Raw genomic sequence first — 22,724 nt, 5'->3', positions numbered from 1 at the left:
CGGAGGTAATGATGAAGATCTCACTGTTCTACGAGTTCCCGCTTCCCCGGCCGTGGTCGGACGGCGACGAGCACCAGCTCTTCCAGCACGGTCTGGACGAGGTCGAGGCGGCCGACAAGGCGGGGTTCTCGACCGTGTGGCTGACCGAGCACCACTTCCTCGAGGAGTACTGTCACTCGACCGCGCCGGAGATGTTCCTGGCCGCGGCGAGCCAGCGCACCAGGGACATCCGCCTGGGCTTCGGCGTCATGCACCTGCCGCCCCCGATCAACCACCCGGCGCGCATCGCCGAACGGGTCGCCACGCTGGACCACCTGTCCAACGGCCGGGTGGAGTTCGGCACCGGTGAGGGGTCCTCGGTCGCGGAGCTGGGCGGCTTCGACATCGACCCCGCCGACAAGCGCACGATGTGGGAGGAGGCGCTCGAGGTCTCCATCCGCTGCATGACCGAGGCGCCGTTCACCGGCTTCAAGGGCGAGCACGTCCAGATGCCCGCCCGCAACGTGATCCCCAAGCCGCTGCAGTCGCCCCACCCGCCGGTCTGGGTCGCGTGCACCCGCCCGTCATCGGTGCAGATGGCGGCCCAGAAGGCCATCGGCGCACTGAGTTTCGCCTACACCGGACCGGAGGCGCTGAAGGACCGCGTCGACGGCTACTACCGGACCTTCGAGGACGAGGGCGCGCCGGTGACACCGGCCATGAACCCCAACATCCTGGCCATCGGTGGCGACCTGTCGATGATGGTGGCGAAGTCCGACGACGAGGCCCTCAAGCGTCTCGGAACCGGTGGCGGCTTCTTCTCGTTCGGGATCATGCACTACTACCTCACCGGGATGCACACCCCCGGCCGCACCGGCGTCTGGGACCTGTACCAGGAGGCGGTCAAGGAGGACCCGACACTCGCCTACGGGCCGGGCCGCGGTGCCATCGGATCCCCGGACACCGTGCGCGAATTCCTGCGCGGCTACGAGGCCAGTGGTGTCGACGAGATCATCCTGCTGCTCAACCCGCGCAGCCACGAGGGCACGATGGAGTCCATCGAGATCATGGGTCGCGAGGTGCTGCCCGAGTTCATCGAGCGCGACGCGAAGGCCGTCGCAGCCAAGGCCATCCGGCTCGCACCGGTGATCGAGAAGGTGGAGGCGCGCCGTCGCCCGTCGGAGGCGCCGCTGTTCGACGAGACGTACGCGTTCGGCGGGCTGCCGACGGGCAAGGGCGGGAAGTTCACCGCCGGTGAGATCCCCGAGGCGATGGCAGAGATCAACGAGGGCCGGGTGAAGGCCGCCCAGCAGGAGAAGGACGCCCGGGAAGCCGTGAGTTCCGCGGGCTCGTGACGGCATCGGAGGATCTGCTGGGGTACGCCGGCCGGCGCATGGTCGTCACCGGCTGCGCGTCGGGTATCGGCGCGGCGCTGGTCGGTCAGCTCACCGGGCTCGGCGCCCACGTCGTGGGTCTGGACGTGCGGCCGCCCTCGGTCGAGGTCGACGAGTTCCATCCTTTGGACCTGTCGGACACGGCGTCGATCGACGACGCCGTCGTTGCGGCCGGCGGTCCGGTCGACGGTCTGTTCAACGTGGCCGGGGTGTCGTCCGGGATCAAGAATCCGTTGCGGGTGGTGACGATCAACTTCCTGGGCACCCGTCGGTTCACGGAGGGGATGATCCCGTCGATGCCGCCGGGTTCGGCGATCGCCGGCGTCTCGTCGCTCGCCGCATCGCGGTACCTCGAGAACGCCACGGTGACCGCGGGTCTGCTGGGCACCAAGACCATGCCCGACGGCGTGGCCTGGTGCGAGCGCAATCCGGATGCGCTCGCCGACGGCGGCTACCGACTGTCCAAGGAGGCGCTGATCCTGTACGGCATGGCGAACGTCGGCATGCTGGGAGCCAAGGGAATCCGCATCAACTGCACGGGACCGGGCGTCACGGACACGCCGATCCTCGATCAGCTGCGGGCCGCCTACGGGCAGGACTTCCTGGATTCCTTCCGGACCCCGCTGGGCCGGGTCGCGGGACCCGACGAGCAAGCCGCCGCGCTGGTCTTCCTCAACAGCGCCGCGGCGAGTTACGTCACCGGCCAGGTGCTCTGGGTGGACGGCGGTACGGTCGCGGAGAACGTGTTCGGCGATCTCGCCGACGCCCGCGCACTGACGGAGGGACCCGACCATGGCGACGCTTGACGACTTCCGCCGAGTCGCCGACGACGTCCGCAATTGGGGCCGGTGGGGAGACGACGACGAACTGGGCACGCTCAACCTCATCACCGCCGAGAAGGTCGCCGAGGCGGCCGCGACGGTCACGAAGGGCACGGTCATCCCGCTCGGCGGCGACTTCGGCTCGTCGGGACCGCAGGGGGCGTTCAAGTTCCGGCAGAATCCGGTTCACGTGATGACCGTCGACGGCGGTGACGCCGAGACCCTGGTCCGGTACGGCCCGCAGTGGCTGCGCAACGCGGTCGCGGCCGACGTCAGTGCATTCTTCGCCGACAATCCGTTCCGCTTCAACGACGACATGATCGTCATGCCGCTGCAGGCGGCCACGCAGTGGGACGCGCTGTCCCACGTGTATTACGAGGACAAGCTCTACAACGGATTTCCCGCCGACTCGGTGACCAGTTTCGGCGCCTTTCACTGCGGCATCGACAAGGTCGACGTCAAGGGCATCACGTCGCGAGGAGTGCTGCTGGACGTGGTCGCCCACCGCGGCGAGGACGTGTTCTGCCGGCCCGGGACTCCCATCACGCCACAGGAATTGGACGACGTCGCCGCCGCGCAGGGCGTGTCGATCGGCTCGGGCGACGTCGTCGTCGTGCACACCGGATGGTGGACGCGGTTCCTCGACACGGGCGACGGCGCCGAGCCCGGCGCGGGTCTGGACTGGACGTGTGCGTCGTGGCTGCACGACCTCGACGTCGCCGCCGTCGCCGCGGACAACCTGATGGTCGAGGACCCCGACCCGGCCAACGGGGTCGAGGGCACGTTCCTGCCGATGCACATGCTGTGCCTGCGCGACATGGGTCTGATGCTCGGCGAGTACTGGAACCTCGCGGGACTCGCCGCGGACTGCCGCCAGGACGGCGTCTACGAATTCCAGCTGATCGCGCCGCCGTTGAAGGTGGTCGGCGCGGTCGGCGCGCCCGTCAACCCGATCGCGATCAAGTGAGGCACACGTGACACCTCGACCTCAGCCCCTCATCGTCGGACTCGGCGGCACGCTCCGGACGAACTCGTCGACCGAACGAGCGCTGCGCCACTGCCTCTCCGCGGTCGAACAGCGTGGTGGACGGACCGCGCTCTTCTGCGGCGACGACATCGATCTGCCCATGTACAACCCGCACGAGCCGGCCCGCACCGACAAGGCCACCGCGCTGGTCGCCGCACTGCGCGACGCCGACGCCGTCGTGGTCGGCTCGCCCGGGTACCACGGCGGGGTGTCCGGACTGGTGAAGAACGCCCTCGACTACATCGAGGATCTGCGCGGTGACGCCAGGGTCTACCTCGACAACACGCCGTGGGGGTGCATCAGTTGCGCCTACGGATGGCAGGCCGCCGTCGGGACGCTCGGCCAGCTGCGGGTCATCGGCCATGCGCTGCGGGCGTGGCCCACCCCGCTGGGCGTCGCGATCAACTCGGCCGACCAGATCTGGGGCGAAGCCGGGGAACTGGTGGACGACGCCATCAGCGGCCAGCTGGACATGCTCGCGATGCAACTCGTGGCCGGCGCGGCGCGGGCGGCGTGACCACACCACTGCGCCGAACGTGCCGGTACGGCGAGGAATCGGCGAAATACGCGCCACCACCGCGCGTTCGACGTCGTCGCCGGTGTCCGCGGTGACGAGCACGTTCGAGCGGAAGTCGATCGTCGTCGACGGTCTGATCACCGGCTACCTCGAGGCGGGCTCGGGTGACACCGTCGTCCTCCTGCACGGCGGCGAGTTCGGTGCCAGCGCAGACCTGGCCTGGGAGTGCACGATCGGCGCGCTGGCGAGCCGGTACCGCGTCCTCGCCCCGGACATGCTGGGCTACGGCCACTCCGCCAAGGTGGTGGACTTCGTCGACGGCCGCGGCCTGCGCATCCGCCACGTCGCCCGCTTCTGCGCGACGATGGGCGTGACGTCGGCGCACTTCGTGGGCAACTCGATGGGCGCGATCAATCTGCTCGTCGACACCACGTCGGCGTCTCCGGCACTCCCGGTCCGCAGCCTGTCCCTGATCTGCGGCGGCGGTGCGATCCAGCGCAACGAGCATGCCGATGCCCTCTACGACTACGACGGCACGGTGGCCGGCATGCGCCGCATCGTCACCGCGTTGTTCGCGGGCCTGCAGTGGCCCGACGACGACGCCTACGTCACGCGCCGCCACGAGTCGAGCGCCATGCCGGGAGCGTGGGAGGCGATCGCCGCGGCCAGGTTCCGTCGTCCGGGTGCGACGGCGCCGCCCACGCCGTCGACCGACCGCGCGTACGGGCGCATCGGAGTGCCCACGCTCGTCGTCGAGGGAGCGGGGGACAAGCTGCTCCCGTCCGGGTGGGCCGCCGACGTCGCGGGACGCATCGGCGGGGCGCGCTCGGTCGTCGTCGACGACGCCGGGCACTGCCCCCAGATCGAACGGCCCGAGGCCGTCAACCACCTGCTGTTGGACTTCCTGGAGGGGAGCACCGTGTCGTGAGCGCGGAACTGGAGGGCAAGGCCACCATCGTCACCGGTGGCGCGTCGGGCATCGGCCGGGGCATCGTCGAGCGGTTCGTCGCCGAGGGCGCGCACGTCGTGATCGCCGACGTGCAGACCGAATTGGGCGAGGCGCTCGCCGCCGACCTCGGTGACGCCGCGATCTTCCAGCGGACCGACGTCGCCGACCAGGACGACGTCGCGCGGGTGGTGGCGCGCGCCGTGGACGAGTTCGGCGGCCTGGACGTGATGGTGAACAACGCGGGCCGGTCGAGTCCGCTCAAGAAGGGTCTCTTCGACGAGGACTTCGCCGAGTTCGACAGCGTGATGCGGGTGAACCTGCTCGGCGTGATGGCGGGTACGCGAGATGCCGGCCGGTACATGGCCGACCATGGCGGCGGTGCGATCGTCAACATGGCCTCGATCGGAGGCATCCTCGCCGGCGGAGGCGTCGCCAGCTACCGCGCGTCCAAGGCCGCCATCATCCAGTTCAGCAAGTCCGCCGCGATCGAGTTGGCGCATTACGACATCAGGGTCAACTGCATCGCGCCGGGCAACATCCCGACCCCGATTCTGCGGTCGGCGGCCACCGACGAGGACCGGGAGCGGCTCGAGAAGTTCGAGGCGCGCATCCGGCAGCAGATGCGCGACGACCGGCCGCTCAAGCGCGAGGGCGCCGCGAGCGACGTCGCCGAGGCGGTGCTGTACTTCGCCACCGACCGCTCGCGCTACGTGACCGGCACGGTGCTCCCCGTGGACGGCGGCACCGTCGCGGGAAAGGTCATGGTGCGCAAGCCGAATCGGGACGGGTCCGGCGCGAGGTGATCGACCGCCCCGGTGCGGTGTCCAACCACCGCGAACGATTAAATCAATCGCTTGACTTAATACCTCGAGCCGCGTTGACTGGACACGTGACGGTGATCACCAGCAAGGCCCCGCGGGCCGACCGTGCCAGCACCACGCGCGAGGCCATCCTGACCGCCGCCGAACGGCTCTACGCCGAGCACGGTGTCTTCGCCGTCTCCAACCGGCAGGTGAGTGAGGCTGCGGGACAGGGCAACAACGCCGCCGTCGGTTACCACTTCGGCACCAAGACCGACCTGGTCCGCGCCATCGAGCAGCGCCACCGCGCCCCCGTCGAGAAGCTCCGCGACGAGATGGTGGCGGCGGCAGGCGGCTCCACGGATCTGCGCGACTGGGTGGCCTGCCTCGTCCGTCCCCTCACCGACCACCTCGAGGCACTCGGCAACCCGACGTGGTACGCGCGGTTCGCCGCGCAGGCGATGACGGACCCGGCCTACCACGGCATCGTCGTCAAGGATGCCCTGAGTTCGCGCTCGCTCGTCGAGGTCGTCGACGGCATCAACGCCTGCCTGCCGGACCTGCCACTCGACATCCGCTTCGAGCGCAACATCATGGCCAGGAACCTGCTGATGCACAGCTGCGCCGACCGTGAGCGCGCGCTGGCCAACGGCGCCACCGTCGCCCGATCGTCCTGGCGGGCAGCCGGATCCGGACTGATCGACGCCATCGTCGGAGTGTGGCTGGCGCCCGTGACCGGAGAGGGCGACACCCCGTGAGGGTCACCGTCGATCAGGACAGGTGCGTCTCGTCCGGCATGTGCGTCATGAACGCCCCGGACGTGTTCGACCAGCGCGACGACGACGGCGTCGTGCAACTGCTCACCGACAGCCCCGGTGACGACCGGACGCAGGACACCCGTAGCGCCGCCACGGCATGCCCCGCCCTGGCCATCCACATCGAGGAGTGACGATGACCGACACGCTCGCCAAGGACCACGTGTCCGCCGAGGTGCCCGAGTATCCGATGGAGCGTGCGGCCAGGTGCCCGTTCTCGCCCCCGCTGGAGATGCTCGAGATGAACCACGCCGCACCGCTGTCGCGGGTGCGGATCTGGAACGGCAGCACGCCCTGGCTGATCACGGGACATGACGTCGCGCGCACGCTGTTCGCCGACCCCAGGGTCAGCGTCGACGACCGGATCGACGGCTTCCCGCACTGGAACGAGCACATGCTCTCGACGGTCGACAAGCGGCCGCGCTCGGTGTTCACCTCCGACGCCGAGGAACACACCCGATTCCGCCGGATGCTGTCGAAACCGTTCACCTTCAAGCGCGTCGAAGGGCTCCGGTCGGCGATCCAGGCGGTCACCGATGAGTGCATCGACACGATCCTGGCGGGGCCCCGACCCACCGACGTCATCACCCAGCTCGCACTGCCGGTGCCCACCACGGTGATCAGCGAGATGCTCGGCGTCCCCTACGCCGACCACGAGTTCTTCCAGCATCACGCGAACGTCGGGCTGGCCCGCTACGCCTCTGCCGAAGACGGGCAGAAGGGTGCGATGAGCCTGCACAAGTACCTCATCAACCTCGTCGAGCAGAAGATGGCCGACCCGTCCGAGGACGCGGTGTCCGACCTCGCCGAGCGGGTCACCGCGGGCGAGATCAGCGTCAAGGAGGCCGCGCAGCTCGGAACGGGCCTGCTCATCGCCGGCCACGAGACCACCGCGAACATGATCGGCATCGGGGTGCTCGCGCTGCTCGAGAACCCCGAACAGGCGGCGCTGCTGCGGGATTCCGACGACCCGAAGTTCATCGCGAACGCCGCCGAGGAACTCATGCGCTACCTGTCGATCATCCAGAACGGACAGCGACGCGTCGCCACCGCCGACATCGAGATCGGCGGCGAGACCATCCGCGCCGGCGAGGGCATCATCATCGACCTCGCGCCGGCCAACTGGGACGGCGCGGCCTTCGCCGAACCGGACCGGCTCGACTTCACCCGCAATGCAGGTCAGCAGTTGGGGTTCGGGTACGGACGCCACCAGTGCGTCGGCCAGCAGCTCGCGCGCGCCGAGCTGCAGATCGTGTTCCACACGCTGCTCCGTCGCATTCCGACTCTCGAACTCGCCATCCCGTTCGATCAGGTGCCGTTCAAGCACGACCGCCTCGCCTACGGCGTGTACGAACTCCCGGTCACCTGGTGACCACCACACAGCCACGTTCCACCAGCCCAGCCCGATTGGAGTGTCAACGATGACCGCGACCACCGAAGCGCCGTCCCTGTATCCGCCCGAGGGTTTCGGGGCGCCCAAGCACCGCAAGGGTCACGCGACCGGCGATTTCGGACTGCCAGCGGGCACCGTGGTCTTCTCGGCCGACAATCACATCTCCGTCGCCGACGACATCTTCTACGACCGCTTCCCCGAGGACATGAAGGGAGCGGCGCCGCGCATCTGGTACGAGAACGGCGCCTACATGGTCGGCATGAACGGCAAGGCGTGGACCGGTGGTGACTTCGGTCGCGTGCTCATGCAGTACGACGACCTCGCCGGTGCGGCCACCAACGACATCGAGGCGCGGATCCGGGAACTCGCCGAGGACGGCATCGAGAAGGAACTGGCGTTCCCGAACGCCGTACTCGCGCTGTTCCACTACCCGGACAAGGCGCTGCGCGAGCGTGTGTTCCGGATCTACAACGAGGTCATGGCCGACCTGCAGGAGCGGTCGAACGGACACTTCTACGGGGTGGGCCTCATCAACTGGTGGGATCCCAAGGGCACCGAGAGCACGCTGACCGAGCTGAAGTCGCTCGGCCTCAAGACCTTCCTGCTGCCGCTCAATCCCGGCAAGGACGACGACGGCAACATCTTCGACTACGGCAGCACCGACATGGACGCGGTGTGGGACGTCATCGAGGACTCCGGCGTGCCGGTCACCCACCACATCGGCGAGACCCCGCCGAAGACGCCGTGCCAGAACAACAGCGTGGTGGTCGGGATGATGGTCAACGTCGACTCGTTCCGCGAACAGTTCGCCAAGTACGTGTTCTCCGGCATCCTCGATCGTCACCCCACGCTGAGGATCGGGTGGTTCGAGGGCGGCATCGCCTGGGTGCCGACGGCGTTGCAGGACGCCGAACACATGCTGGCGTCGTACCGGCACATGTTCAACCACCAGCTCGAGCACGATCCTCGCTACTACTGGGACAACCACATGAGCGCCTCGTTCATGGTGGATCCGCTGGGGCTGCGGCTGATCGACGAGATCGGCGTGGATCGCGTCATGTGGTCCAGCGACTACCCCCACAACGAGAGCACCTACGGCTACTCCGAGAAGTCGCTGGCATCGGTGGTGCGGGCGGTGGGGCCGGAGAACGCGGCCAAGATCGTCAGTATCAACGTGCAGAAGTTCCTGGGGATCGCGTGACGGCGACCATTCCCGGCACGATCGGCTCGGCGATCGACATCCCGGAGCTGCCCGACCGCGCCCGGATGTACCGCGAGTGCGGCGACCGACTGCGGAACTTGATGCGAGACAGAGGTATTGCCGCACTGGTCCTGCTCGGCAACGGCAACGTCGTCTACGCGACGGGTGTCAGCTGGCCGCTGCTGGACGCCGGCCTGTCCCACGTCGAGCGGCCGGTGGCGGTGGTCCTCGTCGACGACCCGCACCCGCACGTCTTCATGCCGCTGCGCGAGGGGTCGAACTCCCACCTCGAGGTGCCCGCCGATCACGTCCACCCGCCGCTGTACCTCGAATTCGACGAGGGCGTCGAGCGTCTCGAGCGGGCACTGGCCGACCTGGTGCCCGCCGGCGGCGCGGTCGCCGTCGACGAACTGACCGGTGCGATGCGACGCGCGCAGGCGCGACTGTTCCCCGCCGGTCCGCCGTCGGACGCAGCTCAGGTGGTCGGGCCGGCCAAGCTGGTCAAGACCCCGGATCAGGTGTCCTGCATCCGAAAGGCCTGCCGCATCACCGAGGAGGCGGCGGCCGAAGTGCAGCGGTCGCTTGCGCCCGGCGTCCGGCAGGTCGACCTGTCGGCGGCGTTTGTCCGCAGGGCGTTCGAACTCGGCGCCACCGCCAACATGCTGGAGGCCATCTGGCAGGTCATGCCGACGACGCGGGTGAGCGGCAACGTCTGGACGACCACCGGCGACCTGGCGCTGCCACTGCTGACCACCGAGCGCGAACTGCTCGACGGCGACGTCCTGTGGACCGACGTCAGCATCACCTATCAGGGGTACTGCTCGGACTTCGGTCGCACCTGGGTGGTCGGTGACCGGGTCACCGATCGGCAGCACGCCCAGTTCGAGCGGTGGCGCGAGATCCTCGACGCGGTGCTCGCCGTGACGAAGGCCGGCGCGACCTGCGGCGATCTCGCGCGTGCGGCGATCGCCGCCAACGGTGGCACCAAGCCGTGGCTGCCGCACTTCTACCTGGGCCACGGCATCGGCACCAACGCGGCCGAGATGCCCATGATCGGAACGGATCTCGGTGCCGAGTTCGACGACAACTTCGTCTTCCCCGCCGGGATGATGCTGGTGCTCGAACCGGTCGTCTGGGAAGACGGCACCGGCGGCTACCGCAGCGAGGAGATCGTGGTCATCACCGACGACGGCTACCAGTCGATCACGGACTACCCCTACGCGCCGTACGGGAGGAACTGACCGATGGCTATGCAGATCCTGCCCGATCCGGCCGCGCTGCGCAGGGGACGCCGCGACCGTGCGCTGGCCCAGATGGACGCCCACGACATCGACATCCTGGTACTGGGACGTCAGGCCAACGTCCGGTACGTGACCGGCGCCCCGCAGCTCTGGGTGGCCGGTACCCGCCCGTTCGGACCCATCTGCGAGGTGATCCGGTCCACCGGTGAGATCCACCTGAACAGCACGTGGGACGAGGGCATCCCCGACGAGATCAGCCACGACCACCTGTACGGCCTGGCGTGGAATCCGATGACCCTCGTCGACGTCCTCAAGGCCCTGCCCGGGGCGGCGACCGTACGACGGGTCGGAACCGACTCGCTGACACCCACGTTCGCGCAGTTGCTGCCGCTGGCGTTCCCCGACGCCGAGTTCGTCGACGCGGAGCCGGCGCTGCGGGTGGCCCGCCGCATCAAGACCCCCGACGAGATCGCCGTGCTGCGAGGCGCTCTCGGGATCGCGGAGACCGCACTGGAGGTGGCGCGGCGCGAACTCGCGCCCGGCATCACCGAGCAGTCGCTGACCGGCGCCATGATGGAGGCGATGGCGGCCGGTGGCGTCACCACACCGGCCACCCAGGACGGTGCGTGGATCACGCCGAGGCAACACTCGTGGCGCCGTGACGAGAGCGACGGCCGCGTCCGCGACGGCGACCTGGTCGCGCTCAGCGCGGGGGCGCTGGCGGACGGCTACGTCGGCGAGGTGGGCCGGACCTGGCCCGTCGGCGACGCGCCGGGATCGGCCGAATTGTTCGACCGGTCGGATGCGCTGTGGGACAACCTGTTGCGGGTCTGCAGGCCGGGATCTGCCGGCGCCGACCTGCTCGGCGCCTACGAGGCGTCCGGTGAGGCGTTGCCCGCCACCCCCGTCGCGCACGGGCTCGGGCTGGGCTTCGACCCGCCCGTGATCTCGGCCGACCTACCAGTCACGAATGCCGCCGAGCGATTGGAACCGGGGATGGTCCTCGCGGTCACCGGGTACGTGTGGGAGGCCGGCGTGGGCGCCGTCTTCACCAGGGACGCGGTGCTGATCACCGAGGACGCCCCGGAGGTGCTGACGTCCGGCATCGCGCGCAGCCGTGCGTCCGTCGGATCGAACTGAGGACGGCGATGTCGAAGAGCAAGCGGCCGGCGGCCGACGAGATCATCCGGTACGAGAAGGACCGCAAGACCCGGATCGCGACCATCACGTTCGACCGGCCCGAGTTCCTCAACGCCCCGACGTCCGACGCACGCCTGCGGTACGCCGACGTCATCCGCGCGGCGAGCGTGGACGACGACGTCAAGGTGGTCGTCATCCGCGGTGTCGGTGACGATCTGGGCAGCGGGGCGGATCTGCCCGAGTTCATGGAGGGCATCGACGAACCGGAGAAGCGGTTGCGCGAACTCCGCGTCGACGATCCCGGACTCGGCGTGAACTACCCACCGAAGAACACGTTCCGCAACGGCGCCACGATCAGCGGCTGGTATGCCAACGTGCAGGCGGGCAACCGGCCGCTGCAGGAACTCAAGAAGATCAGCATCGTCGAGGCCAAGGGGTACTGCTACGGCTGGCACTTCTACCAGTGCGCCGACGCCGATCTCGTCGTCTCCTCGGACGACGCACTGTTCGGGCACCCGTCGTTCCGCTACTACGGGTGGGGTCCGCGGATGTGGACCTGGGTGCAGATGATGGGGCTGCGCAAGTTCCAGGAGATGGTGTTCACCGGTCGACCGTTCACCGCCGAGGACATGGAGAAGTGCAACTTCCTCAACAAGGTGGTCACGCGCGACCAACTCGAGGCCGAGACGCAGAAGTACGCGCTGGCGTGCGCCAGGAACCGTCCCGTCGACACCGTGTACATGCAGAAGGTGTTCTTCGAGATCTACAAGCAGCACCAGGGCGAGTACATGGGCAGCCTGCTGAGTGCGTTCTTCGAGTCGATGGGCAGCGGCGTCGCCAACGACGACAGCGGAGACCTCGACATGATGGAATCCATCGACAGCGGCCTGGCCGCTGCTGTCAACGCCAACGACGACAAGTTCCCACCGGACTTCCGGCTCAGCAAGAAGAACCGCAAGAAGCCCAAGTAGTCTCGACGTGACGGCCCCCCTGGACGGCTACGTCGTCGTCGACCTGTCCACCGGCGTCGCCGGCGCCTACTGCACCAAGCTGCTCGCCGACGGCGGCGCTGACGTCGTGAAGATCGAACCGCCCGAGGGCGATCCGCTGCGCCACTGGTCCGCCTCGGGCGCGGACACCGCGGGTGACGGTGCGCTGTTCGCCTTCCTGTCCGGCGGGAAGCGAAGCGTGGTCGCCGATCCCGTCCGGGAGGCCGACGTCGGGCTCGTCGAGAAGCTGATCGCCGCGGCCGACGCGGTCGTGTGGTCCCGCGGATCCGCGGTGGCCGAGCACGACCGGTTCGGCCCCGCGGCCGTTCGCGCCCGGCACCCGCACCTCGTCGTCACCTCGATCACGTCGTTCGGCCTCGACGGTCCGTGGCGGGACAGGCCGGCCACCGAGTTCACCCTGCAGGCGTGGTCGGGCGGCGCAATCGGCATCGGCCGGGGCTCCCAGGACCGGGCGCCGGTACACGTCGGCGGCCAGGTGGGGGACTGGCTGGCCGGTGCCTACGCGGCGGCGATGACGCTGGCGTTCCGGCACCGCGCACTGCGTGACGGCCACGGCGAGCTGATCGACCTGTCGATGCTCGAGGCGCAGATCCTGGGCCTCACCTACTATCCGGTGACCTATCACGAGATGCTCGGTCGCCCGTGGCGTACCGAACGCAGACCGACGGTCCCCGGGGTCGCGCAGGCGGCCGACGGGCTCGTCGCCCTCGGCTGCGGTACCGCGCAGCAGTGGTTCGACCTGTGCGCCATGTCCGGCCACGACGAGTGGATAGACGAGACCTCCTCGCTGACGATCACCGAGCAGGCCAACCTGCACGCCGATGACCTGTACGCCTGGCTGCGCAATCAGAACGTCGACGACGTCCGCGACCTCGCGTCGGCGTTCCGGATCCCCAACTCGCCGGTGGGCAACGGCGCCAACGTCACCGGAATGGACCACTACGTCGCGCGCGGCACGTTCGTTCCCAATCCGCGCGGACACTTCGTCCAGCCCGGCCACCCGTATCGGCTGAGCGGCGTCACCCTGCGGCCGCCCGCGCCGGCGCCGACACTGGGCGAGCACACCGAGGCGGCTCGCGCCCTACCCGCTGCGCCCAGGCAGGCTGCTCCCACGAACGAATCACCGCGGGACCCGTTGCCGTTCAGTGGTCTTCGGGTACTCGACATGACCACCTTCTGGGCGGGCCCGTCGTGCACCCACGCGCTCGCGATGCTCGGCGCCGAGGTGATCCACCTGGAGTCGACACCGCGCCCGGACGGCACGCGCCTGATCGCGGGCATCCCGGCGACCGTCGAGCAGTGGTGGGAGCGGTCCCCGATCTTCTCGGCCCTCAACACCAACAAGCTGGGGATCACCCTCGACTTCCAGACCGAGGCCGGCCGAGACCTGCTGCGGCGTCTCATCGCTACGTGCGACGTGATCGTCGAGAACTTCACGCCCCGGGTGATCGACCAGATCGGGCTCGACTTCGACTCCGTACGAGAGTTGCGCCCCGACGTCATCATGCTCCGGATGCCCGGCTTCGGACTGGACGGACCCTGGCGGGACAACCCGGCGTTCGCCTACATCATCGAGGACGCGTCCGGATTGAGCTGGCGAACCGGGTATCCCGATCGCAACCCGTACGAGCCGTACTCCATCGGCGATCCCAACGCGGGCATCCATGCGCTGACCGCGGTACAGCTGGCCCTCGAGCATCGACGCCGCACGGGTGAGGGAGTGCTCGTCGAGGCGGCCATGGTGGACGCGGCCCTCAACGTCGCCGCCGAACAGGTCATCGAGTACACCGCCTACGGCGCGCTGTTGCAGCGCGACGGGAACCGCGGGCCCGCCGCGGCGCCGCAGAACGTCTACAAGGTCTCCGGCGTCGACGAGTTCGGACGCGAGGACTGCTGGGTTGCGATCGCCGTCGCGACCGACGGGCAGTGGGATTCGTTGTGCGAGGCCCTCGGGCGTCCGGCGTGGGCCGCGGATCCGGCACTGCATGACGCGGCCGGCCGGCGCGGCAGTCACGACGCGATCGACGAACACCTCGCGGCGTGGTGTTCGTCCCGCAGCGGCGACGACGTGGTCGAAACGCTGGGCGACGCCGGCGTTCCCGTCGCCAAGGTGATGCAACCGCACCGGCAGACGGAGATCGACCAGCTGACGCACCGCGGGTTCTTCGAGCGGGTGGAGCATCCGGTGAACCCGACGGCGTCGCACAGCACGCTGCCGATCCGCCTCGACGACGGGCCGGCGTCGTTCCACCGGTCCCCGGCGCCTCTGCTCGGCCAACACACCGGTGAGCTGCTGATGGGCCTCGGCCTCACCGACGACGAACTGCGCGTACTGGTCGAGGAGCGCGTGATCGGTACCGCGCCGGGGCCGGGCGGTCGTCGGTCGACGGCGTGACGCGGCCGCATCTGGCAAACTGCGAGCGGGTGCTACCGATGAGGTGGCGGTCATGGCAACCATTTCATGCCGAATGCACAGAAGGGGCCAAACCCGATTCATGCCGACTTCACGGAATGTCGCCAATCGGTCGCCGAATGGGTTCCATTCCAAGAATGCGAAAGAGCCGCGGAATCGTCCCCGATGGGAACGGCTCCGCGGCTCCGGGTTCGCGGTGGGGGTCTAAGACCTCCCACGTGCCGCGGCTCAGTCAAAGAACATGAACGGTGCCGGGGACGAGAACTGGCCGTAGCTCCGAGGCTCGGACACCACCGGTGGCCTGGCATCGATGTGCACGTGGCCGTCACGCTGAGTGATCGTCGAACCCGTGGGGGCCGTGTCGGCGATCGGTGCGGCGGCGGCGGCCGGGGCGGCTGCGATCGCTGCGGCGGCGGCACCAGACGCGAGCAGTGTGGCGACGTAACGCAATTTCATCTTCTTCTCCTATGTGGCGTTGCATTGGTCTGCGAGTGCCTCCGGTCGAATTCCCCGGTGGCTACGAATTCCAATGTATTCGCATTCTGGACGAAAGCCAGTTCCTCATAGGAGACGCACATGACCGCGGTGTAGACCGCCTGAGCGATCGGTTCTGGCAAACGATGAATGCCGGGGTCAGGTCTCGAGTGAATCGAGCATCTGACCGAGGCCGTGGGTCTCCCACAGGTTGAGCACGTTGGTCAGCATCTGCAGCCGGCAGCGCACGCTCTCCACGTCGCGGATGGCGGCGTCCATCCGGGTGGTGGCCGCGCTCAGGCCGGGCACTGCGGAGCGCACGTGGGCGGGGACGTCGAGCAGCCACGTCATTCCCATGACCGATGCGTAGAGCAGCACGTGCCGGATCATGCGATCGACGTCCAACGACCCTCCGCCGGACCGGACGAACTCGTCGCCGAACGCCGCGCACAGCTCGGGGAGGTGGTCGTCCCACATCGCGGTCTCGGCGCCGGACATCGCACCCCAGACCGCCATTGCCACGTTCATGGGCCCGACGCCACCCCAGTCGAGCAGCCCGCACCGCAGCGTCCCGTCCGCGTCACGCCAGAACCAGGCGTTGTCCACGTTGGCATTCCAGTGGCACAGCGCCACGAGTTCCGGGTGTGCGCCGAGTTCGCGCGAGACACGTGCCTCGGCGGCCAGCAGACGCGGCAGGTGGTCGTGCAGGCCCGACAGGAACGATGCGGTCCGTACGTTGGCGGGGAGCAGACCCGGATGGTCGGATGCGAACTCGGTCAGGCGGTCGAGCCGGCGATGCAGGCGGTCCGCGTCCAGGTTCGGCCGGTCACCGACGGCGGGCGCATCGCCGCCCAGGTCGTGGGTGATCGCACCGGCGCGGTCCGCGGCCGCCAGTCGGGCGACGGCGGTGAACAGAGCGCGATAGTGCCCCAGCTGATCGTCCATGTCGTAGTCCGCGCACTTGACGTGCTGCGGCTCGATGCCGTTGCGGCCGAACGTGATGCGCTCCGTGACGAGGATGCCCGTCCCGGACTCGCGCTGGTAGTCGGCGAACATGGTCGTGGGCACGGTGATCGGGAAGCCGGGGCGGGTCGAGAGTGTGGCGAAGGCGACTTCGGGTGCCATCTGGGTGCGGCCGTGGTCGCGAGCGGGATCGGTCGGGTCGCGGGAGAACTTCACGAACAGTTCCGTCTGCGGGCCGGGACGGCGGTAGGCGACCGTCAGCGTCAGCTTGCGGCCGGTACTGCCGCCCACCACCTCGACGCACTCGGTGATCGCGGTGACCTCGTTCGTCGGCGGCAGTGAGCCGAACCGGCGGAACGCGTCGGTGAGGAAGCGCGGACCGCCGTCGATCAGGGCGGCGGCGTCGGCGGGGATGGGAGCCGACGTCCCGTCGCCGAGAACCCACACGGGGTCAGCCGATGACCGGGAAGCGGCGTTTGCGGGCCAGTTCGTCGAGCGCCGACTGCATCATCGACCGCACGTACACGTCGACCTCGGCCACGTCCGGGTCGGGCCCGAACCGCGCGATGAGATCGATCGGCTCCAGGACCTGCGTCACGATCTTCGTCGGCAGCGGGAGATTGGGCGGGATGAGGACGCTCAGACCGAAGGGGAAGCCGAACGTGACGGGCAGGATGTCCATCCGGATCTTGGGCAGTCCGAGCAGCTTCGCGAGCCGATTGCCGCGGGTGAGGAACAGCTGGCCTTCCTGGCCGCCGATCGACACCGCCGGGACGATGGGGACGCCGGCGTCGATCGCGGTGCGGACGTACCCCGTGCGGCCGCCGAAGTCGATGACCGCATCCTGGTGGGTCGGACGGTAGGAGTCGTAGTCCCCACCCGGGAAGACGAGCACCACACCACCGAAGGCCAAGGCGGCCTCCGCATTCGACGGACTTGCCTCGATCACCCCGACCTTGGGCATGAGGTCGCCGAGGGGGCCCATCACCACGCCGTAGTGCGCGAGCGTGACCAGTGGCCGGTCATAACCGAACCTGCGATAGAAGGCGGTGCCGAACAGCAGCACGTCCGGCGTCAGCATCCCACCGGAGTGGTTGGACACCACCAATGCTCCGCCGGTCGCGGGGAAGGCGTCGAGACCGTGGGTCTCGGCGCGGAACCAGGTGCGCAGGAGCGGGCCCGCCCGCTCGACGACCCGTCGGGTGACGGCCACGCTGAACTTCTCGAGTCCACCGGGCTGCGGGTCGTCGGCGGGCATGGGATGACGCCGCTACTTCAGGCAGCTGCCACCGTCGACGGGCAAGGTGACACCGGTGATGAACCGCGCCTCGTCGGAGGCGAGGAACAGCACGGCGTTCGCGATGTCCTCGGGCTCCACCCAGCCGATCGGCAGCGTGTGCATCATCTGGCCGACGACCTTCATGTCCTCGGGTCCCGGGTTCTCGAGATCGGGCCGGAAGAGCCGCATCGTCGGCTCGTTCATGAACAGCGGCGTGTTCACGTTGGTCGGGTGCACCGAGTTCACGCGGATGTTCTGGGCGCCGAGCTCCACGGCGAAGGTGCGCATCAGGCCGACGACGCCGTGCTTGGCGGCGACGTAGTGGCCGGTGTGCGGGTAGGCCTTGAGGCCGCCGACCGAACTCGTCAGGATGATGGACCCGCCACGGCCGCCCTCGATGATGTGCGGCACACCGGCTTTGACGGTCTTCCACACTCCGGAGAGGTTGACGGCGATCATGTCGTCCCAGTCGCCCTCGCTGGTCTTGTCGAGGGTCTGACCGCCGTTGCCGATGCCGGCGTTGGCGACGATGACGTCGAGCCTGCCGAATTCCTCGACGCCGGCGTCGACCGCGGCCTTGAGGGCATCGAAGTCGCGGGTGTCCACCTCGGCGGTGAAGACGCGGCGGTCGAGATTCTTGACCAGATCGGCGGTTTCGGCGAGGTCCTCGGGATTGGCGAGCGGGATCAGCACGCTGTCGATCTGCTTGCAGATGTCGACGGCGATGATGTCGGCACCCTCCTGGGCCATCCGGACCGCGTGTGCGCGGCCCTGTCCGCGCGCTGCGCCGGTGATGAACGCGACCTTGCCCTCTAACCGCCCTGCCATGCGAAACCTCTGCTCTATGTGGGGTCGTCAGATGCTGTGCATCTGCTCAGCACTCTGTCATCGCGCATCCCATTGTGTCAACGGCCGTCGTCGAGCGTGCCGTTTGTACCGACCGCTTAGAAGTCATGTCCGATCGCGTCGCCGACGCGGAAGGTGAAGTACCGACGCACATTCCACGGGTGTTGGTGACGCGAGCGGCCAGTTACCGCGCGCCACCGGGGCGACGCCGCCAGGTACGTGGCCGGTCGGGGCCTCGAGCGACCGGCGCGAGTCGTTGTGCGACGGCGAGAACGGAGTTCTCGGCTACTCGGCGGCGAAGCCCCGAGCGCAGAAGTCCCAGACCTCGTCGGCCGAGATCGGCTTGTTGGTGCCGTCGTCGGTACCGCTCGATTGCGCCACGAACATGACGGTCTGCATCGTCATCGCGGCGATGCGACGCGGACTGACCTCGGGTCGCAGGGCGCCCGCCTTCGACGCCTCCTCCATCAGCTCCGTGAGCAGTATGACGAGGGGGGCATGTGCGATCTTGACCTCGGCGGGATGCGACACCAGCAAGCGCGGGGCGAAGTCGGTGAACAGCGGCCGCTTGGCGGCCGGATCCGGTCGTGAGGACTCGAACAGGAGTTGGACGGCGACCTTCAGTCGCTCCATCGGGTCGGTGTGCCCTGCGGTGGCCGCCCGGATCTGTTCGGCGGACCGGCTGAGCGCGTCCTCGAAGAGGGCGAGCAGCAACTCGTGCTTGCCGTCGAACTGGAGGTAGAAGCTGCGTAAGGACTGGCGCGAACGGTCGACGACCTCCTGCACGGTGAAGTCGGTGCTGCCCTTCTCGATGATGATCGCCTGGGCGGCGTCGAGGAACCGCTGAACCCGCTGAGCGGCGCGCAGCTTGGCCGTCTTGATCGACCGCTCGACCGCTCGCTGCTTCCAGGCCGGCTCTTCGCTGGGGCTCGTCACCAGCGGCTCGTGCGCAGGGCGGTCGGGTAGAGCATGGAGAAACTGTACCGGAGTCCGGCGGGGCATAGTGGTCCAAGACCCCCTCTCGACCGACGTGTCTGAGATTGTAACTTCCCCATGATGAGAATAGTATTCTCATCTACGCCTTTTATGAAGGGCTACGTGGAAGGCGCGTTCCCGCCCGACGACGGCGGACTGCAGGCCGCGTCGCGTGTGTCCACCCATACCCGGGGAGTGCCGTGCAACTCGTGTTCGATGCCGATCTCGAGGCCTTCCGAGCGGAGTTCGTCGCGTTCCTCGACGACCATCGACCCACCGACGCGGAGGCGCTGGAACGCCCGCGGTCGTCGTCTCACCTTCCGGACTGGGCCCGGCGGTGGCAGCGACTGCTGTTCGACGCCGGCTGGCTCGTACCCGGCCATCCGCCCGAATTCGGCGGTCGCAACGCCACGATGCTGGAGCAGTACGTCCATCAGATCGAACTGTCGCGCCGGCGGATGGTGCCCAGCTTCAACTCTCAGGGCGTCGGCATCATCGCCGCGTCCCTCATCACGTTCGGCACACCCGAGCAGAAACGGGACTGGGCCATCCCGATCCTGCGCGGCGACATGACCGCAGCGCTCGGCATGAGTGAGCCGGGCGCCGGTTCGGACCTCGCGTCACTGCGCACGTCCGCGGTTCGCTCGACGGATGCCGACGGCGACCACTTCGTGGTGAACGGCCAGAAGGTGTGGACGTCCGGCGCGCACGACTCCGACGTGCTGCTGACCTTCGTGCGCACGAACCCCGACGCGCCCAAGCACCGGGGCATCAGCGTGCTGCTGATCCCCACTGCCGCAACCGGTGTCACCTGCCGACCGTTCGCCTCGGCCGCCGATCGCGACGACATGGACTTCAACGAGGTCTTCTTCAGCGACGTCCGCGTACCCGCCGCGAACCTCGTCGGCGAACTGGACCAGGGGTGGACGGTGGCGAGCGGGTCGCTCGGGCACGAACGGAACATGCTGTGGCTCAGCTACGCCGACCGTCTGTCCGACCTGCTGGAGGACTGGCACCCGGGGTCGGACGTCGAGCGAGGCCACTTCGCCACGCTGGCGATGGACGATCAAGCGCTGCGACTGCTCGGTTCGGCGGCGGTCGCACGTGCGGCCCGCGGTGAGGAGGACGTCGCCGCGCTGTCGGTGCTCAAGCTGATGGGCGCCGAGGCCGGACAGGCCGCCGCCGACCATGCGCTACACGCGCACGGCCACGATGGTCTGACCCATCCCGCGATGTCCACGCCGTTCGTGGCGCTCAACCACGATGGGTATGCGGGCAGCTGGTTCGATCGCTACATCCGTACCTTCGCGGGCACGATCGCCGGCGGCACCTCGGAGATCCAGCGCAACATCATCGCCCAGCGGGTGCTCGGCCTCCCTCGCGGGTGAGTTACGGAGCGGTTGCTCTGTTACTGTTTCCCGGCATGGCCCGCCCGCGTCTGCACGACCCCGACGCCGTCCTGGACGCCGCCGAGTCGCTGGCCGCCGAGGCGGGGCCCGCAGCGGTGACCATCCGTGCCGTCGCCGCGTCCGCCGGCGTGTCCAACGGAGCCATCTACCACAGCTTCGGATCCCGAGCTGCGCTCGTCGCCCGCACCTGGCTGCGGGCCGCCCATCGGTTCCTCGCGATGCAGACCGAGTCGGTTGAGTCGGCCCTCGCGACGGGTGATCCGACGGATGCCGTCGTGGCCGCCGCCGACGCGCTCGCCGTGTTCGCGGACCGGTCGCCGCAGTCGGCTCGACTCCTGTCGACGGTCAGCCGCGACCAGCTGATCGGCGCCGACCTGCCCGCCGACCTGGCCGCGGAACTGATGGCGACGGACCGGGTGCTCGTCGACCTGATGATCCGGCTCGCCAGGGCCACGTGGGACCGCGGGGACGCCGCGGCCGTCGACGTCATCACAACGTGCGTGGTCGACCTGCCGACGGCCATCCTGCTCGCGCGCAGGCGCCTCGACGACGCGACCGCCCGCACACAGCTTCGGGAGGCGGTAGGCGCCGTCCTCGCCGTCGGACCACCAGCACGCAGACAGTCAAGGAGCCAACGACGATGACCATCACCCTCAGCATCACCGACGACGTCGCCCATCTGGATCTCGGGAACGACGAGAACCGGTTCTCGCCGGACTTCCTCGACCACGCCGACGCGATCCTCGACGAGGTGGTCGCCTCCGACGCCCACGCCCTCGTGACCACGGCGTCCGGGAAGTTCTACTCCAACGGTCTCGATCTCGACTGGCTGATGGCGCACGGTGATCAGACGACCACCTACGTCGGCCGCGTCCAGGCCCTGTTGGCGCGGATGCTGACCCTGCCGATGCCCACCGCGGCCGCGGTGACCGGGCACGCGTTCGGTGCCGGCGCCATGCTCGCCATGGCCCACGACTACCGCGTCATGCGCGCCGACCGCGGGTACTTCTGCTTCCCCGAGGTCGACATCCACATCCCGTTCACCCCGGGGATGGCGGCACTGATCCAGGCGAAGCTGTCTCCCCGGGCCGCGGTCGCGTCCATGACGACGGGTCGCCGATTCGGCGGCGACGACGCTGCGGCCATCGGGATCGTCGACGCCGCTGCCGCCGAGGGAGCCGTCGTGGGTTCGGCGACCGCACTGCTGACGGCCATCGGTGCGAAGGACCGCGGCACGCTGGGAGCCATCAAGACCACCATGTTCGGCGCCGCGGTGACCGCGCTGACCGTGTAGCGACCTACAGCGTGGCGAGGCGAGGTGCCGACCCGCGGGCACGCAGACCCGCCCCGGCCCGCTTCGTCAGTTCCCGTGAGCTGCCCAGCAATCCGTCGAGCACCAGCGCACGCTGCACGTGGAGGTGCAGCTCGTGCTCGGCGGTGAAACCGATTCCTCCGAGCACCTGCTGGCAATTCTTGGCCGCGGTCAGAGCGGCCCGCCCCGCGGCCGCCTTGGCCAGCAGGGCGGTCAGGTCGGGATTGTCCACACCGGACAGGTTCAGCGTCGCCTCGGCGCCCTCGATGGCCACCAGCGTCTCCGCCAGCCGGTGCCGGACGGCCTGGAACGACGCGATGGGCTTGCCGAACTGGACTCGGTCCAGGGCGTGCCGGCGGGCCAGCGTCAGCATCGCCCGCGCCGTGCCGACCAGCCACCAGCCCACCGCCCGGCGCGCATCGGGTAGCCGGAGGTGACCGCCCTCGTCGACGGGGTGCAGGGGCAACCCGCCCAGCGCGGTGCTCGCCGGCTCCCTGGCGTAGTCCCACTCCACCCAGCCGCCGCCGGCGAAGGGCAGCGCCGGCGTCAGGCCCTCTTCGCGACCCGCGGTCAGGAGGACGACGTCGTTGAGAACCGAGGCGTGCGAGCCGGTTTCGCCGAGGAGCCGGAACACCAGGGGGATGGCCTCGTCGAACGCGTCCGACAGCATGTCGGCCCAGCCCAGCTCGGCCAGTGCGGCGTCCAGCTCGGGACCCGACGTCGAGGACATGCTCTTGCGCAGTGCGTCCTCGAGCATGCCGAGGGA

At 68.9% G+C, this 22,724-nt stretch carries 23 protein-coding genes; 17 read left to right on the top strand and 6 right to left on the bottom strand.

All coding sequences use genetic code 11. The features are described from left to right. Positions 1-11 precede the first annotated feature (11 nt). The 14 genes from G6N64_RS25355 to G6N64_RS25290 all read left to right on the top strand — a co-directional run bounded on the left by G6N64_RS25355 (position 12) and on the right by G6N64_RS25290 (position 14,682). Entirely contained in the window at positions 12-1,334 is a 1,323-nt protein-coding gene (locus tag G6N64_RS25355) for an LLM class flavin-dependent oxidoreductase (protein WP_163800570.1), read from the top strand. Beyond that, on the top strand, positions 1,331-2,179 hold the full coding sequence (locus G6N64_RS25350; RefSeq protein WP_174266882.1) for a coniferyl-alcohol dehydrogenase: 849 nt from the start codon (positions 1,331-1,333) through the stop codon (positions 2,177-2,179). Before G6N64_RS25355 ends, G6N64_RS25350 begins: the two co-directional genes overlap by 4 nt. Further along, positions 2,166-3,161, top strand: a complete 996-nt coding sequence (locus G6N64_RS25345) for a cyclase family protein (protein WP_163800569.1) — start codon at positions 2,166-2,168, stop codon at positions 3,159-3,161. Before G6N64_RS25350 ends, G6N64_RS25345 begins: the two co-directional genes overlap by 14 nt. A 7-nt stretch (positions 3,162-3,168) precedes the next feature. After that, on the top strand, positions 3,169-3,738 hold the full coding sequence (locus G6N64_RS25340; RefSeq protein ID WP_163800568.1) for an NADPH-dependent FMN reductase: 570 nt from the start codon (positions 3,169-3,171) through the stop codon (positions 3,736-3,738). Between the two features lie 91 nt (positions 3,739-3,829). After that, positions 3,830-4,666 (top strand): alpha/beta fold hydrolase, encoded by an 837-nt coding sequence (locus G6N64_RS25335; RefSeq protein WP_163800567.1) that lies wholly within the window; start codon positions 3,830-3,832, stop codon positions 4,664-4,666. Beyond that, a complete protein-coding gene (locus G6N64_RS25330) occupies positions 4,663-5,490 on the top strand; it encodes an SDR family NAD(P)-dependent oxidoreductase (protein WP_163800565.1) in 828 nt (275 codons plus the stop codon). The genes G6N64_RS25335 and G6N64_RS25330 overlap by 4 nt, the downstream gene beginning before the upstream one ends. 86 nt (positions 5,491-5,576) lie before the next feature. Further along, positions 5,577-6,245 carry a TetR/AcrR family transcriptional regulator gene (locus tag G6N64_RS25325; protein WP_264002381.1) on the top strand — a complete coding sequence of 223 codons (669 nt, stop codon included), beginning with the start codon at positions 5,577-5,579 and terminating at the stop codon, positions 6,243-6,245. Continuing rightward, entirely contained in the window at positions 6,242-6,436 is a 195-nt protein-coding gene (locus G6N64_RS25320) for a ferredoxin (RefSeq protein WP_163800564.1), read from the top strand. Before G6N64_RS25325 ends, G6N64_RS25320 begins: the two co-directional genes overlap by 4 nt. Before the next feature lie 2 nt (positions 6,437-6,438). Further along, positions 6,439-7,674, top strand: a complete 1,236-nt coding sequence (locus tag G6N64_RS25315; protein ID WP_163800562.1) for a cytochrome P450 — start codon at positions 6,439-6,441, stop codon at positions 7,672-7,674. Between the two features lie 49 nt (positions 7,675-7,723). After that, positions 7,724-8,896, top strand: coding sequence for an amidohydrolase family protein (locus G6N64_RS25310; RefSeq protein WP_163800561.1), 1,173 nt, complete (start codon positions 7,724-7,726; stop codon positions 8,894-8,896). Positions 8,897-8,961: 65 nt separating this feature from the next. After that, a complete protein-coding gene (locus G6N64_RS25305) occupies positions 8,962-10,137 on the top strand; it encodes a M24 family metallopeptidase (RefSeq protein WP_163802113.1) in 1,176 nt (391 codons plus the stop codon). Between the two features lie 3 nt (positions 10,138-10,140). After that, complete coding sequence (locus G6N64_RS25300) at positions 10,141-11,277, top strand: M24 family metallopeptidase (RefSeq protein ID WP_163800560.1); 1,137 nt, start codon at positions 10,141-10,143, stop codon at positions 11,275-11,277. Between the two features lie 8 nt (positions 11,278-11,285). Further along, positions 11,286-12,248, top strand: coding sequence for an enoyl-CoA hydratase/isomerase family protein (locus G6N64_RS25295; RefSeq protein ID WP_163800559.1), 963 nt, complete (start codon positions 11,286-11,288; stop codon positions 12,246-12,248). Between the two features lie 7 nt (positions 12,249-12,255). Beyond that, complete coding sequence (locus G6N64_RS25290; RefSeq protein WP_163800557.1) at positions 12,256-14,682, top strand: CaiB/BaiF CoA transferase family protein; 2,427 nt, start codon at positions 12,256-12,258, stop codon at positions 14,680-14,682. A 246-nt stretch (positions 14,683-14,928) separates the two neighbouring features. Here G6N64_RS25290 and G6N64_RS25285 read toward each other — a convergent pair whose 3' ends face one another. From G6N64_RS25285 to G6N64_RS25265, 5 genes are all read right to left on the bottom strand, one after another. Next, complete coding sequence (locus tag G6N64_RS25285) at positions 14,929-15,156, bottom strand: hypothetical protein (protein ID WP_163794996.1); 228 nt, start codon at positions 15,154-15,156, stop codon at positions 14,929-14,931. A gap of 177 nt (positions 15,157-15,333) precedes the next feature. Further along, entirely contained in the window at positions 15,334-16,584 is a 1,251-nt protein-coding gene (locus G6N64_RS25280) for a phosphoserine phosphatase SerB (protein WP_163800555.1), read from the bottom strand. 4 nt (positions 16,585-16,588) lie between these two features. Beyond that, positions 16,589-17,395 carry a lysophospholipid acyltransferase family protein gene (locus tag G6N64_RS25275; RefSeq protein WP_163800553.1) on the bottom strand — a complete coding sequence of 269 codons (807 nt, stop codon included), beginning with the start codon at positions 17,393-17,395 and terminating at the stop codon, positions 16,589-16,591. A gap of 12 nt (positions 17,396-17,407) precedes the next feature. Continuing rightward, complete coding sequence (locus G6N64_RS25270; protein WP_163800552.1) at positions 17,408-18,244, bottom strand: mycofactocin-coupled SDR family oxidoreductase; 837 nt, start codon at positions 18,242-18,244, stop codon at positions 17,408-17,410. Positions 18,245-18,547: 303 nt separating this feature from the next. Further along, positions 18,548-19,198: a TetR/AcrR family transcriptional regulator gene (locus G6N64_RS25265; RefSeq protein ID WP_246230797.1), complete on the bottom strand. Its 651-nt coding sequence runs from the start codon at positions 19,196-19,198 to the stop codon at positions 18,548-18,550. A gap of 239 nt (positions 19,199-19,437) precedes the next feature. Here G6N64_RS25265 and G6N64_RS25260 point away from each other — a divergent pair, with 239 nt between their 5' ends. From G6N64_RS25260 to G6N64_RS25250, 3 genes are read left to right on the top strand one after another with little or no spacing between them, the layout of a single operon-like run. After that, positions 19,438-20,625: an acyl-CoA dehydrogenase family protein gene (locus tag G6N64_RS25260; RefSeq protein WP_163800547.1), complete on the top strand. Its 1,188-nt coding sequence runs from the start codon at positions 19,438-19,440 to the stop codon at positions 20,623-20,625. A 35-nt stretch (positions 20,626-20,660) separates the two neighbouring features. Continuing rightward, a complete protein-coding gene (locus G6N64_RS25255; protein WP_163800546.1) occupies positions 20,661-21,290 on the top strand; it encodes a TetR/AcrR family transcriptional regulator in 630 nt (209 codons plus the stop codon). Next, positions 21,287-21,940, top strand: coding sequence for an enoyl-CoA hydratase-related protein (locus tag G6N64_RS25250; protein ID WP_163800545.1), 654 nt, complete (start codon positions 21,287-21,289; stop codon positions 21,938-21,940). The genes G6N64_RS25255 and G6N64_RS25250 overlap by 4 nt, the downstream gene beginning before the upstream one ends. A 4-nt stretch (positions 21,941-21,944) precedes the next feature. Here G6N64_RS25250 and G6N64_RS25245 read toward each other — a convergent pair whose 3' ends face one another. Beyond that, positions 21,945-22,715, bottom strand: a complete 771-nt coding sequence (locus G6N64_RS25245) for an acyl-CoA dehydrogenase family protein (protein WP_163802112.1) — start codon at positions 22,713-22,715, stop codon at positions 21,945-21,947. Positions 22,716-22,724 lie beyond the last annotated feature (9 nt).

The organism is Mycolicibacterium sediminis, assembly GCF_010731735.1.
GTDB classification, from domain to species: domain Bacteria; phylum Actinomycetota; class Actinomycetes; order Mycobacteriales; family Mycobacteriaceae; genus Mycobacterium; species Mycobacterium sediminis.
The sequence above is the reverse complement of the archived record's forward strand: the minus strand, read 5'-3'. Positions and strand labels throughout refer to the sequence as shown.

Coding starts and splice junctions, on each gene's coding strand:
- G6N64_RS25275 (WP_163800553.1), bottom strand. CDS start 17,395: ATGCCCGCCGACGACCCGCAGCCCGGTGGACTCGAGAAGTTCAGCGTG.
- G6N64_RS25345 (WP_163800569.1), top strand. CDS start 2,166: ATGGCGACGCTTGACGACTTCCGCCGAGTCGCCGACGACGTCCGCAAT.
- G6N64_RS25310 (WP_163800561.1), top strand. CDS start 7,724: ATGACCGCGACCACCGAAGCGCCGTCCCTGTATCCGCCCGAGGGTTTC.
- G6N64_RS25300 (WP_163800560.1), top strand. CDS start 10,141: ATGGCTATGCAGATCCTGCCCGATCCGGCCGCGCTGCGCAGGGGACGC.
- G6N64_RS25295 (WP_163800559.1), top strand. CDS start 11,286: ATGTCGAAGAGCAAGCGGCCGGCGGCCGACGAGATCATCCGGTACGAG.
- G6N64_RS25245 (WP_163802112.1), bottom strand. CDS start 22,715: ATGCTCGAGGACGCACTGCGCAAGAGCATGTCCTCGACGTCGGGTCCC.
- G6N64_RS25355 (WP_163800570.1), top strand. CDS start 12: ATGAAGATCTCACTGTTCTACGAGTTCCCGCTTCCCCGGCCGTGGTCG.
- G6N64_RS25270 (WP_163800552.1), bottom strand. CDS start 18,244: ATGGCAGGGCGGTTAGAGGGCAAGGTCGCGTTCATCACCGGCGCAGCG.
- G6N64_RS25285 (WP_163794996.1), bottom strand. CDS start 15,156: ATGAAATTGCGTTACGTCGCCACACTGCTCGCGTCTGGTGCCGCCGCC.
- G6N64_RS25315 (WP_163800562.1), top strand. CDS start 6,439: ATGACCGACACGCTCGCCAAGGACCACGTGTCCGCCGAGGTGCCCGAG.
- G6N64_RS25255 (WP_163800546.1), top strand. CDS start 20,661: ATGGCCCGCCCGCGTCTGCACGACCCCGACGCCGTCCTGGACGCCGCC.
- G6N64_RS25305 (WP_163802113.1), top strand. CDS start 8,962: ATGTACCGCGAGTGCGGCGACCGACTGCGGAACTTGATGCGAGACAGA.
- G6N64_RS25250 (WP_163800545.1), top strand. CDS start 21,287: ATGACCATCACCCTCAGCATCACCGACGACGTCGCCCATCTGGATCTC.